Source organism: Winogradskyella schleiferi (genome assembly GCF_013394655.1).
Lineage (GTDB): Bacteria > Bacteroidota > Bacteroidia > Flavobacteriales > Flavobacteriaceae > Winogradskyella > Winogradskyella schleiferi.
Map to the genome: position 1 here is coordinate 2,593,656 of NZ_CP053351.1, position 17,627 is coordinate 2,611,282.

Annotated in this window: 12 protein-coding genes; all 12 read right to left on the reverse strand. The window is 33.8% G+C overall.

Translation table 11 applies throughout. The annotated features are described in order from the left end of the window. Window positions 1-185 precede the first annotated feature (185 nt). Window positions 186-1,253 carry a DNA/RNA non-specific endonuclease gene (locus HM990_RS11240; RefSeq protein WP_178989029.1) on the reverse strand — a complete coding sequence of 356 codons (1,068 nt, stop codon included), beginning with the start codon at window positions 1,251-1,253 and terminating at the stop codon, window positions 186-188. Window positions 1,254-1,258: 5 nt separating this feature from the next. Beyond that, complete coding sequence (locus HM990_RS11245; protein ID WP_178989030.1) at window positions 1,259-2,539, reverse strand: restriction endonuclease subunit S; 1,281 nt, start codon at window positions 2,537-2,539, stop codon at window positions 1,259-1,261. Then, the gene (locus HM990_RS11250) at window positions 2,536-4,176 is read right to left on the reverse strand and encodes a hypothetical protein (RefSeq protein WP_178989031.1); all 1,641 of its coding nucleotides are present in this window, start codon (window positions 4,174-4,176) and stop codon (window positions 2,536-2,538) included. Before HM990_RS11250 ends, HM990_RS11245 begins: the two co-directional genes overlap by 4 nt. Further along, complete coding sequence (locus tag HM990_RS11255; RefSeq protein ID WP_178989032.1) at window positions 4,176-4,337, reverse strand: type I restriction-modification enzyme R subunit C-terminal domain-containing protein; 162 nt, start codon at window positions 4,335-4,337, stop codon at window positions 4,176-4,178. The genes HM990_RS11250 and HM990_RS11255 overlap by 1 nt, the downstream gene beginning before the upstream one ends. After that, window positions 4,334-5,602 (reverse strand): DUF6161 domain-containing protein, encoded by a 1,269-nt coding sequence (locus HM990_RS11260; RefSeq protein ID WP_178989033.1) that lies wholly within the window; start codon window positions 5,600-5,602, stop codon window positions 4,334-4,336. Before HM990_RS11260 ends, HM990_RS11255 begins: the two co-directional genes overlap by 4 nt. Window position 5,603: 1 nt before the next feature. Beyond that, window positions 5,604-8,411 carry a type I restriction endonuclease subunit R gene (locus HM990_RS11265; RefSeq protein WP_178989034.1) on the reverse strand — a complete coding sequence of 936 codons (2,808 nt, stop codon included), beginning with the start codon at window positions 8,409-8,411 and terminating at the stop codon, window positions 5,604-5,606. 74 nt (window positions 8,412-8,485) lie between these two features. Next, on the reverse strand, window positions 8,486-10,012 hold the full coding sequence (locus HM990_RS11270; protein ID WP_178989035.1) for a hypothetical protein: 1,527 nt from the start codon (window positions 10,010-10,012) through the stop codon (window positions 8,486-8,488). 78 nt (window positions 10,013-10,090) lie between these two features. Next, a complete protein-coding gene (locus tag HM990_RS11275; RefSeq protein ID WP_178989036.1) occupies window positions 10,091-11,146 on the reverse strand; it encodes an endonuclease/exonuclease/phosphatase family protein in 1,056 nt (351 codons plus the stop codon). A gap of 2,274 nt (window positions 11,147-13,420) precedes the next feature. Beyond that, entirely contained in the window at window positions 13,421-14,221 is an 801-nt protein-coding gene (locus HM990_RS11280) for a hypothetical protein (protein WP_178989037.1), read from the reverse strand. Between the two features lie 778 nt (window positions 14,222-14,999). Then, window positions 15,000-16,112, reverse strand: coding sequence for a sensor histidine kinase (locus tag HM990_RS11285; protein WP_178989038.1), 1,113 nt, complete (start codon window positions 16,110-16,112; stop codon window positions 15,000-15,002). Then, a complete protein-coding gene (locus HM990_RS11290) occupies window positions 16,109-16,876 on the reverse strand; it encodes a LytR/AlgR family response regulator transcription factor (protein ID WP_178989039.1) in 768 nt (255 codons plus the stop codon). The genes HM990_RS11285 and HM990_RS11290 overlap by 4 nt, the downstream gene beginning before the upstream one ends. Window positions 16,877-17,064: 188 nt before the next feature. Next, complete coding sequence (locus HM990_RS11295) at window positions 17,065-17,616, reverse strand: hypothetical protein (RefSeq protein ID WP_178989040.1); 552 nt, start codon at window positions 17,614-17,616, stop codon at window positions 17,065-17,067. Window positions 17,617-17,627 lie beyond the last annotated feature (11 nt).

The window sequence follows — 17,627 nt, forward strand, 5'->3', positions numbered from 1 at the left end:
CTTTTTTAAGGATGCTTTGGCGTAAGGCTTGGGCTTTTTCTAAACTTTCTTTTATGCTTTCTTCTACTTTATAACATACTGATAAATGACTTTATATTTCTTGAACGATTTGGTGTTGTTCGTTTAATAATTTAATTTCTAATTAAATATTATTATATTTTGAAAACAGATGTCCAAATTAGATATTACAGACTTTTAATAAATTCTAAATCATTAAAATCTTTCTCTGGTTGAAAACTATACTCCATTAACTTAATACTTTTTCTAATATCTTCATCCACGTCTTTAAAATAGAATTTTTCTTGTTTCCTATTTATGTCAACATGATTTAGTCCAAAATCTAATCCTGTTTTTTCCTCAATTAAACTAATTTTAACCTGATACCTTCTTACATTTCTTGTATTCCAGTATTTTGTTATATCTGCAGGAGTTAAACTTGACGGTTTTCTCCCTTCCTTAAGCAATTCAGCATGCTCTAGCAAACTTATTTTATACTTATTAAAAACAACTTTTTGACTCATCAAAAAACCTACAGCTTCCAGTTTATTTTGTTCATTAATATATGCTAACACCTTCCAATATGTCACAGGTATATTTAAAGTATCTGTTTCAAAAATCCCATTAAATACCGGGCCAGCAAATATTGAGATTTTTTCGGTTTTAAATACTGCCTTTACCATTGAATAATTCTCTAGATCTAACCATTTTCCTGTATTAAAACCAGCTACTTGTGGACAACAATTGGTGTAATAAAAAGTATCACCAATAGCTGTTTTTTGAATTATTTCTGTTTCTCCCCAAGCAGGATCGTAATATCTAACTATATGACCTCTGTGAAAACCAGACTTATAATAGTCCTCATCATCGAATTGAAAATTATCGTTAGCTATTTTAATTCTATCATCTTGATCCCAAATATCACCCGACCTAGAATCATGATCCATAGCTAAATAATTTTTGACTCCATAATTGTTAACAGCCGTTATATATGGTAATTTCAATTTTTTATTATGCATTATACTAAAATGCAAATAATCAAGATAGTTTTTGCCATTTTCTGAAGGTCTTTGATTTATGGCAATATCTCCAAAATTTAATTTAATTAGAGTTGGAAGTTTAACTACATTGTCACCATCTCCTAAAAACTTGGAATCATATCCTTTCCTATTGGATAAATTATCATCTTTTATAGCCTCTAGAATTACTTCTTCAACTAGATAGTCATTTTGTAGTTTTAATTTAAAAGTATTCATATCCATCATTTTTTATTTTTCTTCTTTTTAATCCTCTCCAACAAAACACTAGCAGGCTCATAATCCTTATCTGCTTTACATTTAGCAATTTCTGCCTCACCTAACAATGTACCCTCAAATGCTTTTTTAAGAATACTTTGGCGTAAAGCTTGTGCTTTATCTAAACTGCCTGCAATGTCTTTTTCTACTGTATCACAAACCGATAAACGACTTTCAATTTCTTGAACAATTTTTTTGTGTTCATCTTTATCTTCATAAATTGGAATCTCCATTTTTCCAATTACACTCGTGTTAAGGTTTGGTTGCGCTGCACCTTGATTTAAATTTCTCAAATAAACTGTTTTGCTACACCAATAATAGTAGTGATAACGCAAATCATCATCTAAATATAGAAAAGCTGCAATACCATCATTGAAAGTTGTATTTATAGTTGTAATAGCTGGAATGCCAAGCGTTGCTCCACTATTTGTTAGCAAAAGTGTATTAGCATCTACAAATCTTGTTTTCTTTAATCCAGCTTCTTTTATTGAATGTTCTGCATTATCAACATAGATTCCAATATTTCTACTAATATCTCTTACTTTCATAAAAGGAATATCTCCATTATAAAACCTCTCATCACCTGCAGGTCTTGGTGAGCCACCTCTAACTACTTCACACAGAGTATCGATTGTAACAATTTTATATTCTTTGTCTGAATATGCTCCCTCAAAAGCCTTTTTTAAAACCGCTTGTCTGTAAATAACCAATTGGCCCTGTGCTTTTTTTAGGTCTGCAATGCCGCTATCTAAACTGCTAAAGAGTTCTTCTATTTTATTGACTATTGCTTTCTGTTCTACTAATGGTGCAATAGAAATATTTAACTTTTTTAATATTGTTTGGCTGATATTTGGCTGTGCTCCACCAATACCTTGTTGAATTAAAAAGTTTTTTTGAGAAAACAAAAAGTTATATAAATATTCAGAATTAAAAACATCACTTTTATAAATTCCACAAATTGCCTGATTTGTAGCTGCATCAACTCCTAGAGTCGCCATTTTTCCTATTGTTGCTCCATACAGAGCGAAAAGCAATGTACCTTTAGGAAATATTTTTGCACTTGACTTTTTGATTGCTTCTTCTGAAATATGTTCTTCAGAATCATAGATTATACCTTTATCTAATTCACCAGATTTTATCCAAGGTATATTACCTTTATAAAAGTCTTTGTTTTGCCTACTGGGTGTTCCTCCTGAAGTAGTAAAGCAAACTTCGCCCAATGTACATTCAATCCAATCTTCTCTCATTCTTCGCTTTTCATTTTTTGTTTTCTAAAAAAAGGATGCTTAATTTCTTCACCATCATGTTTAATGGACAGTAAATTATATTTATAATTTCCATCTAAATAATCTGGAATTTGGCTTAATGTTATGGCTTTATAATCACCATTAAACATATAAAAAGTAGGTGTATTAATAAAAAATACTGTCTCCACTTCATATCCTTTAACATCAATACTCTCATCTTGATATATGATTTGAAAATGGTCATTGACAACAGTTATATTATTCAATACCCAATTATGTTTCTTAAGCATTTTTGGCTCATATTTAGTTTTAAAATTGGTATCATCTGTCCTGTAGCCAACCGCTTCATAGCGTGCTTTATTATATTTACAGTCTACAACTAACAGCTTTTTGAGCTTTGTGTTTATAATTAAAAAATCGATTTCACCGCAGATTGCATTATCAATATTCACATTGATTTTGGATTTTTGCTTAAATGACTTAACATTTCTTATAAATCGTGTTTTCTTTTCTATCAAAATCTTTTCAACTTCATCTTCCAACAGCTTGTCATGCTCATTTCCTTTTAGTTGCATAAATACTTTCATACAATCATTTTGCAACCATTCTTTTGGTAGGGTATTCCACTTTAAAGCATTCGTAGCTAAAACCATAACGCTTTCCGGATATTTTTCTTCTCCGACTAAAGCTCTTTCTACACCATCTATTTCATAAACTAAAATTGGTCGGTACATAAATCTATCCATAGAATATGGCTTTAAAATTAAATCTTCTAAAGACATTTTATTCTCTCTAGAAATAGTTAAACCATCATAGAATAGCTTAGCATCATCTTCAGTTATTCCAAATTGCATCGCAAGGTTTTTTGGCAAAATATAAGGCTCAATTGTTTGCAATGTGGAATCTTTAGAATTATGATGTTTTTTAATTTCGTAGATAATGGCACCAGCCCAGTCGTAGTCAATTTTAAAGCACTCATTAATTTTCTGCTTTAATTCATGAACAATTTCTAGTTCAAATGCTCCTCTTTCATATTCTTCTCCAATTGCAGGAAACAATTTGTGGTATGCTGTTCCATAATGATGTTGAAAATCTATCGATATATAATCATTTTCATCAAATTGAATAAAATTACACTCTTCAATCATTTTTTGATAAGCAATTTGGTCTGCGAAATGATAAAGCCATGTACCAGCATATAATAAGTGTTGAATTTTTTCATCAAATCTATTTAATTCATTAGAATCTTTTGGAAATTCTCCCCATTTCAAATCTATATCACATCCTTGCTCTAAAACAGCCTTTAGGATTCGTCTAGACCTAGCAAATTCATTTTCATCAATTGGATGTAGACTAGCACCTTGATTATATTGTAAATATATCTTTAATGATTCTTCATGCAACCAAAAGACGTACATGTAAAAAGTAAAACTGTTTTCAGAAAACACTATTTCTTTAAACTTTACTATAAAGTATTGAAAACAAAAAAGCAAAATTTCTTCTACTTCAACATTATCAGTAAAGACTTTCTTCCCAAATTTATTAATTACTTTTTCAGACATTTCTGACCAATAGACATGTCTTAAATCGTATTCGTAGCTAATAAAAGCGTGTCCTAAAATTTGTAATCTTGCCATTACGCCGCCATCACTTCATTAAGTTCATTGATAATATCATTAATTTGATTACCAAATAATTGATACATTTTTCCTTTTCCTCCTTTGGCATCAAAAGGTGTATATTCTAAATCGTCTATTTCTATATGGTAACTGCTCACTACGTGGTCTTTTAAAATCATTTATTACCTCCCATTAATTTTTCAATCATACTTCCGCCAGGCATAGTTGGCGATGCATCGTCTTTTAGCAAACCAGAATCTGCACGGCTAAATAATGATTGCATTATTAAATGTTGCTCGGTTGGGTCTATGTTTTTTTCTTTTTTAAGAGCTAAAAACACGTAGGCTAATTGCTCACGTTCTTCCGCATCTCTCACCAAGTGGTAAGAGCTAAAGGTTAGTTTAGAAAATATCCGAATGGCAAATGCTAAAAATGATACAAAGGTTATAAAAACAATGGACCAACGTATTGCACTTGCAGAGGTTGCAAACAAGTCTTTTATTGTACCGTCTGATATAAAGTATAGCACAGCACTTAAAGACAAAATAGCAATTACTGAGCAAGTTATTAACGCTATTAACCATTTTCGTCCTTCAGCTTTTAACTTAACTGCTCTATCGTTCCAATATTTAGCTGGTGCTTCTAGTTTTAGTTTTTCTTTATAGATGACTTCTAAATCTTTAAAGGCTTTATCAGAGTCAGATAGAAAATCTGAAAACTTATTTTGGCTATCAGTTTTCCATTTTTCATATTCAGTATTCTTTTTTCGAATTAATCGGGAAATTGCTTTTTCTTTTTCAATATATTCATTTTCTTTTTCGGCAATATGGTCACTAACATTTTTATCATTTTGCTCAAGATTTTTGACATATTCTGACCGTATTCTACTTAAAGTTTGGCGCTCATTATTTCGTCTTTTTACTAAATCCGAATCTTGAGTAAAAAACTCATACGCACGTTGCCAACCAATGAAATAGTTTTTATCTGAACGGCTATAATCAAAGTTTTGGTTTGTAAAGAAATCAAAAGCACCAATAGATGCACCTTTGAATTCACTATCTAATTTAATCAGGAAATCTGTTGTTTCAGACTCTTTATTGAAATATCGTTCTGCACTGTTGCCTGTATTAGTAAGTTCTTTTTTTAAGGTACTCCATTCACCTTCTTTGTGCGACCTTTGATTAATAACATTTACAGTTACAAAAGTTTCAATCTTAGTCTTGCAGTGACTGAAATATCTTTTACTCGGCTTTAAGGTTTCTGGTAAAGGCTCATTATTTTCAAAAAAATCTAATTGATTTTTAAAAAATTGAAATATGATATCGATACCAACTAAATCAATTTCGAAATTGGCAAATTTAAAATCAAGATGCACCTCTAACGAATTATACCAAGCTTTATGCTCTGATTGCCTTATGGCTTTTCTTATTTCTGTTACGTTCATGTTAGGCCGCTAATACTTCATTGAGTTCGTTAATAATATCATTCATTTGATTACCAAATAATTGGTACATTTTTCCTTTTCCACCTTTGGCATCAAAAGGGGTGTACTCTAAATCATCTATTTCTATATGGTAACTACTAACTACATGGTCTTTTATCATTCGTAGCCAGTCTAACTGTTCTTTTGTAAAACGGTTGTGTTGTCCTGCGTTTTGCTTAAAAATCCAGGTTTTAAAATTGTTTTCAATGGTTTTGTCGTAGGCTTTTAATTCGCTGTCTATGCCACAAGCTCTTCTAATTAAAGAAACCAAAGCAGTTAATTCGTCTTTTGGTTGTTTGCTTTTTACTTCTTCTAAAGTTGAATAAGCATCCCAAACATAATCAGGTGCTAACAATGGTTTTTCTAATTGTAGTTTTTCCATCACATCTTTTATCATTTTAAACGTAATGTCTCTACGATTATACGGTTGATTATAAAAAATACTCAAAGCTTTGATTTCGTCTTTGTTTGCTTCTAAATATTCGGTAAAATCTTTTACAATTTCTGTTGCTTTATCTACAGAAGTAATTTCCCATTCGCTTTTTGTAACGGTATCTATATTTACACTATCAATAATTTGTTCGTGTTGTTTACGTACATTGTCTAGATAATCGTTTAATTCTCCGTTAAACGTTTTACTAGCTTCTAAAATCAATTTTTCTTGTGCATTCTTTTTTGCATCTTCAATTAAAGCTGGTGTTTGGTCTTGAACAGGAATTTTGTCAATTTCAATTTGTACTTTCGTTTCAATTTCGTCTTGGTCAAAAGCAGTAATTAATTCTTTGGTAATTTGTTTTAAGTTTTTACCATTAGAAAACTCCAATAATTTGTCTTTTTCCTTTTCTGTAATTTGTTTCTCTAAACGAATTAATCGGTTTGCTAAAGACAAAAACAAATCTTCGTCTGCAACTCCCATTGTTACTGCTCCTAATAAATCTTTCATTGGAACAGATGGTTTACGTTCTAAAGGTCTGCTGTCCGTTTTTTTAGATTTTGTTGCACCCACAGCATCTACAATTACGAAATGCGTTTTTGTTTTAGCTGTTTTAGTTACTAATTGCAAAGAATCACTATTTATAGTTCGTGTTCCACGACCTTTCATTTGTTCAAAATAGTTGATGCTTTTTACATCTCGCATAAACAATAAAACTTCTAAAGGTTTTACGTCTGTTCCTGTTGCAATCATATCAACTGTAACTGCAATTCGAGGATAATAGGAATTTCTAAAACGGTTTAAAATAGATTTTGGGTCTTCCTCAATTTTGTAAGTTACTTTTTTGCAAAAGTCGTTTCCTTCGTCAAATTCTTCTCGAATGATTTTTATAATATCGTCTGCGTGACTATCGGTTTTTGCAAACACTAATGTTTTTGGCACTTCATATTCTCCATTTTCGTCAATACGATTTGGGTAGATAGTCGTTTTTAAAGCTCTTTTGTATTCACGAATGATATTTCTTATTTGACTTGGATTGACAACTTTTTTATCTAAATCGTTCCGTTTGTAGTCTGTATCTTCATCTTCTTGTTGCCAACGTTTTTTACGTGTTAGTTTATCTCGTCTGTCCACAAACCAACCTGCTTTTATAGTTTCTCCATTTTGAGAAATTTCTGTTTCAATGGTATAAACATCATAAGGTACATTTACACCATCTGTTACAGATTCTTCATACGTATATTGGCTCACTACGTTTTCATTAAAAAAACCAAAGGTTCTTTTGTCTGGTGTTGCAGTTAAACCAATTAAAAACGCATCAAAATAATCCAATACCTGTTTCCATAAATTATAAATAGAACGGTGCGCTTCGTCAATGACTATAAAATCAAATTGTTCAATGGGTACTTTTGGGGTGTACTCAACAGGAACAGCTTTGTTTTTAGCCATTTTGTTCTGTAACCACGAGTTTTCATTTGGGTTATCCAGTTCGGCACTTTCGTCTAAGTCTTCTCCTTTTAAAATAGAATACAGACGTTGTATGGTTGAAATACAAACTTGACTATCTGAAGCGATATAACTGGAAGATAAACGCTGCACATTGTACAATTCTGTGAATTTTCGGTTATCGTCATTAGGCTGAAAGGTCATAAATTCCTGTTCTGCCTGTTCACCCAAGTTTTTGGTATCCACTAAAAACAGAATACGTTTTGCATCTGCGTGTTTTAGTAAACGATACACAAAAGTTGCTGCTGTAAACGTTTTTCCCGCTCCAGTCGCCATTTGAATTAAGGCTTTTGGTCTGTTCTTTTTAAAAGAATGTTCCAAGTTATTAATGGCTACAATTTGAGCCGGACGCAAACCTGTATCATCTAAAGGAGGCATTGATAATAAGCGGTCTCTTAGACTCTTCCCTTTTTTTAACCACTGCGCAATGGTACTTGGTTTATGAAAACTAAAAACATTTCTACCTCTCGGTTTTGGATCTCGATAATCTGTAAAACGTGTAATAGTTCCTGTGCTTTCGTACACGAAAGGCAAGGGGTCATTGTTCAAGTACTTTAGTTTTGCTGAAGCATATCCTTTAGATTGTTCCTCAACAACTGTAAGTCTGTGTCCTTCGTCTTCCCGTTTTGCTTCTATAATCCCGACGGGTTTTCGGTCTGCAAACAGCACATAATCGGCTGGCCCAACATCAGTTTGGTATTCACGCACTGCAACTCCCTTTCCAACAGATAAGTCAACTTTCTTTTTAGACTGAACCAACCATCCAGCCTCTCGAAGCATAGTATCGATTTTATCACGAGCTAATTGTTCTGGGTTTTGGTTGATTGACATTTATATATAAGTTAACTATAAAAGTTTAAAAATAGGAATCTTTTGTATAGTAAAGCAAATTCAATTTAAAAGTATCAATTAAAATTAATAGGTAGCCCTATTCCTAATCCAAATCTCAAATCATTGTCTTCGCTATTTGGACTTAGATTTAAATCTGTCCTATCGATAAATGCTTGTATTGTAATCAACGGTTTATTTTTTTCTTTGTTTGCTAAGCTAAAAAGCATACCTAAACGCATAGGGTACAATTCCTTATCATCTATTAAACTATTTCTGTTAAATACGATACGTTCATAACCTAATATTCCAAAAATACCAACGGGTAGTGAAAATGGATAATAATAAGCATCGAAAACAAACTTTCGGCCAAAACCAAACTCATATATACTATCTCCTATAAATGCACTATCGGTATTAGTAAAAGTAACGGGATTACCATTTACATCATTTCCAACAGGTGTAGTAATATCCAAAGTACTATTTTTAAAACTAGAAATATTTGAAGTTCTGCTTACAGATGCAGAAAGTCTTAAGAATAAACTTTCGGGCTTATATATGTTTCTTGAGCCTTTTCCTTTTTCTAAACTATAATTCAGAGAGAAAGTAAGCCCATAGGTGTTTCCTCTTTCCTTGACAAACATCTTCTGAAAAGTCTGAGTACTATCGTATGTAAATCTGTTAAAACTTTGTCGTTCGTAAAATGGATTAATACCCACAAAGAAGATGTGATTTCCTGCCCATTGAGCTTCGACCGTTTTTAATTCTATTTTGTTAATACTATCCTCGAGACGCTTTATTATAAATTCACGTTTGGCAGCATAGTCTTGAAGTAATTTGGTAAGCTTAAGTCCATTTCCATTTTCAATGATAATTTTTGAATTCTTACCATTATTTATTTCAATTATTTCATCACTGCTTGTTGGCTTATTTTGTTTGAAATCAGTTGCTTTCTCTTTTATAAAATAAGGAGCTTCATCTATTTTTTCCTCTTTAATTCTATCGAAACCTTTTGAATCAATCGAATTTATATATTTATCAATAATTTCTCTTAACACTTTGTATGCATCATCTGCTCCATCATCTTTTTCATAAATATAAATAGATTCATTATTTTTATTATGAATATTAATACTATCCATTAATTTACGTAACCCTTCGTATTCATTTTTAGTTTTAGTAATTAAATCAAGAATTTGTAAATTAGCAGTAACCTTTGTAAGGTTATCAACTTTATAATACTCTGACCATCTCTTAATTGGACGATAATAATTAAATGTTATTTTCCCTTTTTCACTACCTTTTTCTTGATCGAAAAAATAGATACCATTACTTGAACTAAGATCCGCTTCTACGGATAGTACTCCACTGCTCCTCGCATACAATAGTCCGCTAAGTTTAATATTACTTTTAGCGTCATTCAGTGTGGCACTAATACCTTGTTGAGGTGAGTTTTCGCCTAAAATCAGATAATTAAAGTCTGTTGCAATCTTTTTGCTGTAAGCTTTACTACTTACTAATCCATTCTTTTTTTCAAATTCTACTTGCGCAAAAGAAATCATAGATAAAATCAGTGACAGAACAAAAAATATTTGAGTTTTCATAATCCATATAGTTTAGTTGGTTAATAGTTAAAATTACCTAGAAGCCCCACAGCAAACCATACCCAACAAAAGGTATATTTACACCAAAGCAGTTTCAGTCAAAGTCAAAGACACAGGCCTATGATCACTAGTGCGAGTTTTCCTATTAGAACCGGCATTAGCACGCTCAAAAATCTCGTGCTCTACCTTACCCGCTTTGGCATTCACCTCCAACGGAAAGCTACCATCACAAAGCGGTTGACTCATTAATATATGGTCTATAAGCAGTGGGTTGTCGTTGGCAGAAAGGCCGAGAATGGCGTCTCTATATTTAGCCGTCCATCTTAGGTCAGCAGCATAATCAAACAAGCCATGGTTAAAATACTGCTCAGCCAACATCACATCGCCCTGCAGATTTTGTATCAGGTCAAAAAAGAGGTATTGGGTTTCAAAAAAGTCTTGTCCTGGGCCATCATTACAATCCCCAAGAATAATAATACCAGGCGCTTCCAACTGGTTAAACTTAGCATTCACATAATGCCTTATGTTTCGGGCTTGGGTCGCCAATTTCACACGTGCTTTTAATGCCGTCTCTATATACTTACCGGTAAGGTTACCATGGGCATCTCTTGTAATACGATTCAGGTTGATTTTAGATTTAAGATGCACGCCAATACACTCTATCTCTTGGCCGTTATCACATTGATAGACCAATACTTGCGGATGACGATAGTGTTTGTAGTTTTCGGGTACAATTTTACCCCAATAATTCACACGCCAGCGATCGGCATTGACAAAAGACTGCCAAACAGAAGCGGCTTGCAAACGGCATTTGGCGGCAATAGCTGGTTTAACTAAAAACCAAAGCCATTGCGTCCCACCCATATGATTACCATAATCCCGATCGCAATCACCAATCTGGTCGTTCGCGCCTTTCAGCAATACAGGCAACCATTGATTTTGGAGAACTAGGTCACAAAATTTAAGGATATCAGCTTCCCCTCGTGGCCCTTCAACCATTAAAAGAATATCTGGATCAATGCTTTGTATGGTATCATGCACACGTCCAATCCGATCCGCAACAGCGGAGGATGGCTGATCTACAGTTAAGGCTTTAGCGTGTTCTACATTCCAAGTGGAAATCTTTAACGGCATAATTCAGTTGCTTGTTAATTAGTTTAAATCAATAGCTACACATACCCTGTTACGGGTATTTACAACTATCGTATATCAACAACGAATTATTTAGTTCAGCACCTTAAGGGTTAGGCACTTAGGAATCGAGAATAAGTTATACTATTTATAATGAGATCTATAAAAAAATCAGTTGAAATGTTAAAATTAACTATAAAGTGTAGTTTTAAAATCAAAAACACACCACCAACCAAACAAACAACCCCTTAAATTTCAACACCATAATCCCAATTTCACCAAATAAAAGAAAGAAAGAAAGAAAGAAAGAAAGAGAGAAGAAGAAGAAGAAGAAGAAGAAGAAGAAGAAGAAGAAGAAGAAGTTAAGAAACCAAAAAAGAAACACCCCTAAAGTCCCCTCAAGGGGACATCCCTAACAAATCAACATAATTATTCCAATGTCAAGCGCTTAAGAATGAAGAAAAGAAAAGATAAGTCAAGATAACAAAACCAATAAAATACGCAACACCCACATTCCGACAACGTCGGAAACCACGACCTCCTATTATTTAGCGTAAAACATGCAGTGAAGCGTAGGATTAAGCAAAAATCGATGGTAAAAAAATCAATCTAAACTCCAATCAGCTAATTGGTAAATCAAATTATCAAAAAAACCACTGACCATCATTTTTGTGCCGAAGCGAACAATATGTTTAGCTAAAAAATCGGAAGTCTTGATTTTTTTGGTTCGTTTTTTTATCAAGAAAAAAATGAACATATATAAAGAATACCCACATTTCGACAACGTCGGAACCAACGATTTTCAGAAATAATGAGCAATAAATAAAGTTAAACTACTAAATCTAGGATTGGAAAGATGAATAACATAAATCAAACTTAATACTAATGTATCAGCGAATGGTGCTTGACAAATGCGATAGCATTCACGAATTCCGTTTTAAAACAATAAAAATCCATAAGTAATTTCCTAACAAATCGTTTTGTCCCGATAGCTATCGGGATTGGTTCGTTTTGCATCAAGGCAACTGCGAAGCACATCATGAGTTCCTATATAAACAATAAGAATAGACGAATAAAATGAACATATATAAAAAACACCCCTAAAGTCCTCTCAAGGGGACATCACTAACAACTCAACATAATTATTCCAATGTGAAGAGCTTAAGAATGAAGAAAAAGTAGAAGAGATAAGTCAAGATAACAAAACAAAAAAAACACGCAGTACCCGCATTCCGACAACGTCGGAAACCGCTGTCGGCAGTATAGATAATTAAAATCCGTAAAAAATAGCTGAAGCCTTGGAAGCTATTTAGGATTTTGATTATGGTTTTTATAGCTTTTAAAGGCTATAAAAAATACCTTCGACAGCAAAGGACTTTTTGGTTCGTTTTTGGTCCTTCAAAAATGAATCAGGAAACAAACACCCCTAACAGCTACGCTAGCTAATTTCCAAACCAAACATATTTTGTTTCTCATTAATCCTCAAGGGGACATCACTAACAACTCAATATAATCATTCCAATGTCATGCGCTTAAGAATGAAGAAAAAGAAGAAGAGATAAGTCAAGATAACAAAACCAAAAAAATAAGCAACACCCAAATTCCGACAACGTCGGAAACCGCTGTCGGCAGTATAGATAATTAAAATCCGTAAAAAATAGCTGAAGCCTTGGAAGCTATTTAGGATTTTGATTATGGTTTTTATAGCTTTTAAAGGCTATAAAAAATACCTTCGACAGCAAAGGACTTTTTGGTTCGTTTTTGGTCCTTCAAAAATGAATCAGGAAACAAACACCCCTAACAGCTACGCTAGCTAATTTCCAAACAAAACATATTTTGTTTCTCATTAATCCTCAAGGGGACAATCCTAAATATTCAACCCTATAATTCCAATTTAAGCTCTAATAAAAGAAGAAAAGAAACCAGAAGCAACCAAATAAGCAAAACCCAAATTTCGACAACGTCGGAACCAACGATTTTCAGAAATAATGAGCCATAAATAAAGTTAAACTACTAAATCTAGGATTGGAAAGATGAATAACATAAATTAAACTTAATACTAATGTATCAGCGAATGGTACCTTAGGTAATTTCCTAATAAATCGTTTTGATTTTTTGGTTCGTTTTGCATCAAGGCAAAATGAACATAAAACAAAAACACACAAACCCAAGCACAAATCACAATTCAAGTATCATAACCAAAAAAAATCCCGTAAAGGACAAACCAATACGGGATTCAAACAGCCAAAACCTAAGGCCTAAGGCTAGCAGCCAAAATCAACCACCAACAGCAATTTTCATACTATGACCTTGAGCCAATTCATAAAGCTCACCATTCACCATTTGAAAAAACACAATAGCGGTAGCGCCAAACAAAGCCGTAGTAGCAGGGATCGGTGCATAAGCCGTTAAATCTGCGGTAAGATTCGTGGCAGTGCCAACCATACCTCCTATAGCAATGGCATCACTATAAGTAACCACACCAATTCCATTAGGAACGTCCTCCACAGGCACATAGCTCTTAGTCGCAGTCTCCCACTCATAGTTACTCGTATAACCTGCAGCCAACGCTAGCTTAAAATGCGTAGCACCTTCGGGCTTTCGTACATAAGTATCGGTACTAAAATCGGGAATATCCCAAGTCACAGTATCTCTACCGGCATTAATAACCGGACCGTCAGACGGCGCATTAAAATTAGCATCGAAAAGCTTATCGATATTAAAATTAAAGCCTATAAATTGCGTCACATGATCCACAATATTATACAAACGCTCTCCACGCAAGCCTGTACCATTTCCAACGATACTTCTAAACTTCCCTGTAATACGTGAACTCACATAAGAATCAGAAACCAATCGCGTAATGGCAGCAAAGGCTTCTCTTAGAGCTTTACTACACTTGGCAGCACCTCCAAATTCTTGCATGTTTTCACGAGTCCTCGCATAAGCAGGATCGTTCATTATGCGGTTTTTACTAACACGGTTCTTCGTCTTTACAAAAGACTCTCCGTTTTTTCTGTAAAAGGTCAACCCATCCAGGGTACCTTCTAATCTGATAAATGAATTATTTCGTGCCATATTTCAAGTTTTATGATAGGTGAAGCTAATGGCATAGAAGCCACACCATATCTGGTTAAGTTTTGTCCAAACGATTTGGACATTATATATAAAAGGGGTAATCATACAGTTGCAAACAATTCCGGTAATTGTTTAAGTGCAAATGATCAATTTACTAAACAACTGTTTGTCAAACATATACAAAATATTTTAATTGCTAAGTAACTCATTTTTAAGTTTTTACAATAAATACGGCCATTTGTTAAAAATCTTGTATTTCAGCCATGTATTTTAATACTATAATTTAAGTATTCACAGCCCAACCCGAATACCAATTAAGAATGTCATAAAAATGTATTTACACAAAAATTAAAATTCACAAAACTTTAATTATCAGCTGTTTATACCCGAAGAAACAATACGAAATTATATAAACAAACGAAGTGATGCCACTAAACAAAGCAAGTAAAACAGAACAATGACATCAAAATAATCCGTTTTCAATGGCATGTTTCAGTAAAGCAAGAGACAATGTCATACCCGTAGCATTACCGTATCATAGTCGGGTCATAAGCGTATCATAAGCGGGTTAGCTATAGTTTATTCCTACAAAAAAAGACAGTAGCGAAATAAATAAACCATAATCAGAAAATTAAAGCATCCTATACAAAGGACAACATCTAAAGTACTAAATGCATTTTTTTATTTACATCCAAAACCTAATACCAATGCAATAGAATACAATAGTGTACCACTAGCTTTTTTTAGCTTTAAAATTGAAGATATGTTATATAGATACTCAAAGTGTATCCAAAGGAATCCTAATCAAGGTCCGTACACCTGTGCCATCAGCGTTGTTACTAATTTCAAAAAAGTAATCCTTCCCATAGAGATTGCTAAGACGATCCTTAATATTAGCGAGACCCATCCCCTTTTTTAACAGTGCGGCATGATCTACCATTAACAGTGCACCATTGTTTTCTACGGTGATCACTAGGTAATTCCCTTCAGACGTAATGGTAATGTGGACTTCCAAATCCGTATGATCATAGGAATAGCCATGTTTAATGGAGTTTTCTAAAATAGGCTGCAGCAATAAGGCTGGTACTTGTTTGGAAAGTAAGGTGTCGTCAATGGTTTTCTTAATAACCAGATGATCGGAAAACCGTACGTTAAGGATGTTGAGATAATATTCCAACACCCTGAGTTCCTTTTCGAGGCTTATGGTGTTGCTATCATTGTCATAAAGTATTTCCCTTAGAAAATCGCTGAGATCTGCAATGGTATCCTTCGCCTTACTGACATCGATATCGGTCAACACGGCAATGGAATTGAGCGTATTGAACAAAAAATGCGGTTGTAGCTGCGATGAAAGCATTTTCATTCTGGCATTAACCAGCTGTGTTTGCAGTTTATTTTGCTTCTTTTCAGCCTCTTTAACCACCTTTATATAATAATAGGCATAGATGATGGACACCATGGCGAAATAAATGAGGAAGTTTAAATCGATAACAGTCATAAAGCGGCGAAAACTGGTCTGAATATTGTATTCCTGAAACGTTATCATGCCTGTAACCAAGCCATGTAAATCAATAATTAACCGAATCACCATACCAATTAACAGGGAGAAAATGATATGTATGGAAATTATTTTGACCCAGGAATAGTTTTTATTCAGAAACCGTTTGGTACTTATGGCAATCAAGGTCATAAAAGTGACCACAATGACATAATCGAAGAGGATATTATACACCAAGAAATCATACCATGAGAAGTACCCTTTTTCATATCCAAAAGACTGCATATACAGGATTTTGGAAATTAGCACCACATCGAATAGGGCATAAAATCCTGCCAAGACCAACACCAATTTGGTATCTATATAGTTCTTTTTGTTTTTAAAAAAGCTCATTGAATTCCTATTTTTTCGAGAAAATCCTGCTTATGGGATTTACTGATATGCAACAATTGATGATCAGTCATTCGGGCATCGATCTCAGAGAAATCTGAATGCACAATTTCCTTCACATGGTTGAGATTGACAATGGTAGATCTATGGATTCTTAAAAAGACTTGCTTATCTAAATTGTCGCAAAGATTGCTCAAGGTCTCGCGCATCACATACTTTTTGTCTTTAACAAACAACTCGGCATAACAGCCTGAAGCGGTAATGTACATGATATCCATTGGATCGAGTAGAATTGTTTTCTTGCCCTGTTTTATGAGGAGTTTTTGGGTTAATTCTTGTTCTCCGGATTTCGATTGGTATAGATTAAACAATTCCAAAATGCGCTTTTCGAAATTAGCATCTGCTTCCGAGGTTGAAATCCGCAATACTTTATCTATGGTGCGAAAAAAACGCTGATCCTTAAAGGGTTTTAAGAGAAAATCAAAGGCATCGACATCAAAGGCTTTTAAGGCGTAATTATCATAAGCGGTCACAAAGATGACAATGGGTTTGGGCGAAATCTTCACCTTTTGAAGTACCTCAAAACCGTTCATATCTTTCATGTTAATATCCAAAAAAACGAGATCGGGTTGCAGTCCGTTAATGCTTTCAATGGCTTGTTTCCCATTGGGACACTCACCGATGACCTCAATTTCGGGTACGGTTTCCAACAAATTCAAAACCCGTTTTCGGGCCAATTCCTCATCATCTATTACAAGTGCTTTCATGGTTCAAAAAAAATGACAATTATAAGGGTTGATTATAAAAATACGATTGTCTTTTTAAAGTTATTCAATTTATGATGTCTTTTTTATCATTAGGTTCGCCATACTGGGTTGTGCCTATTCTGACAAAGAGGTCATCAAAATGTAGTATTTTGATGACCTTTTAGCTTGCCTTTAAAACTGTTCGTTTTTCAATTGCTCGCCAGACTAATTCCTTGATTGTTACCGGCGATTTTAATGCGTTGCTTGCGGTCGCCTTTTTGCAAAGTGATTTTAAAGGTTTCGTCAGTAATGACCTTTCCTTTGGTTTTTGCACGATACTTGTTCTTCGTCATGGTCCAACCTTTATAGTTTTTGTAAACTTCGCGTCGTTGGGCCAATGGCAATAACACATCTTTAAAATTTTGATGTGTGGACATCAAATTGCCCTTTGTGTCAAAAAAGGCGACCATTGAACCACGGCTGCATTCCAATGACACTTCATAATTGCTATAGCGATCATTGTCTAATGCCGCAATGAAATTTTCAATATCAAAATTGTCATACATAAAACCAATGGGATTGCTCGTGAACTCAATAGAACGCACCTTATCGATGACGAATGTGAAGCCATTTGGTGTTTTAATGATTTCTGTGTTGATTGGTGCAAAGCCGACTTTGACTTCTCCCAAACGTGTGACTTCCTGTGCCTGACTGAATGTCGTCGTTGCAACGACAAATAAAAAAATGATTAGAGTTTTCATGATTGATGAAT

Bases quoted from the DNA above. Each gene is read 5' to 3' on its own strand.
- HM990_RS11240 (WP_178989029.1), bottom strand. From the start codon at position 1,253: ATGAATACTTTTAAATTAAAACTACAAAATGACTATCTAGTTGAAGAA.
- HM990_RS11245 (WP_178989030.1), bottom strand. From the start codon at position 2,539: ATGAGAGAAGATTGGATTGAATGTACATTGGGCGAAGTTTGCTTTACT.
- HM990_RS11250 (WP_178989031.1), bottom strand. From the start codon at position 4,176: ATGGCAAGATTACAAATTTTAGGACACGCTTTTATTAGCTACGAATAC.
- HM990_RS11255 (WP_178989032.1), bottom strand. From the start codon at position 4,337: ATGATTTTAAAAGACCACGTAGTGAGCAGTTACCATATAGAAATAGAC.
- HM990_RS11260 (WP_178989033.1), bottom strand. From the start codon at position 5,602: ATGAACGTAACAGAAATAAGAAAAGCCATAAGGCAATCAGAGCATAAA.
- HM990_RS11265 (WP_178989034.1), bottom strand. From the start codon at position 8,411: ATGTCAATCAACCAAAACCCAGAACAATTAGCTCGTGATAAAATCGAT.
- HM990_RS11270 (WP_178989035.1), bottom strand. From the start codon at position 10,012: ATGAAAACTCAAATATTTTTTGTTCTGTCACTGATTTTATCTATGATT.
- HM990_RS11275 (WP_178989036.1), bottom strand. From the start codon at position 11,146: ATGCCGTTAAAGATTTCCACTTGGAATGTAGAACACGCTAAAGCCTTA.
- HM990_RS11280 (WP_178989037.1), bottom strand. From the start codon at position 14,221: ATGGCACGAAATAATTCATTTATCAGATTAGAAGGTACCCTGGATGGG.
- HM990_RS11285 (WP_178989038.1), bottom strand. From the start codon at position 16,112: ATGAGCTTTTTTAAAAACAAAAAGAACTATATAGATACCAAATTGGTG.
- HM990_RS11290 (WP_178989039.1), bottom strand. From the start codon at position 16,876: ATGAAAGCACTTGTAATAGATGATGAGGAATTGGCCCGAAAACGGGTT.
- HM990_RS11295 (WP_178989040.1), bottom strand. From the start codon at position 17,616: ATGAAAACTCTAATCATTTTTTTATTTGTCGTTGCAACGACGACATTC.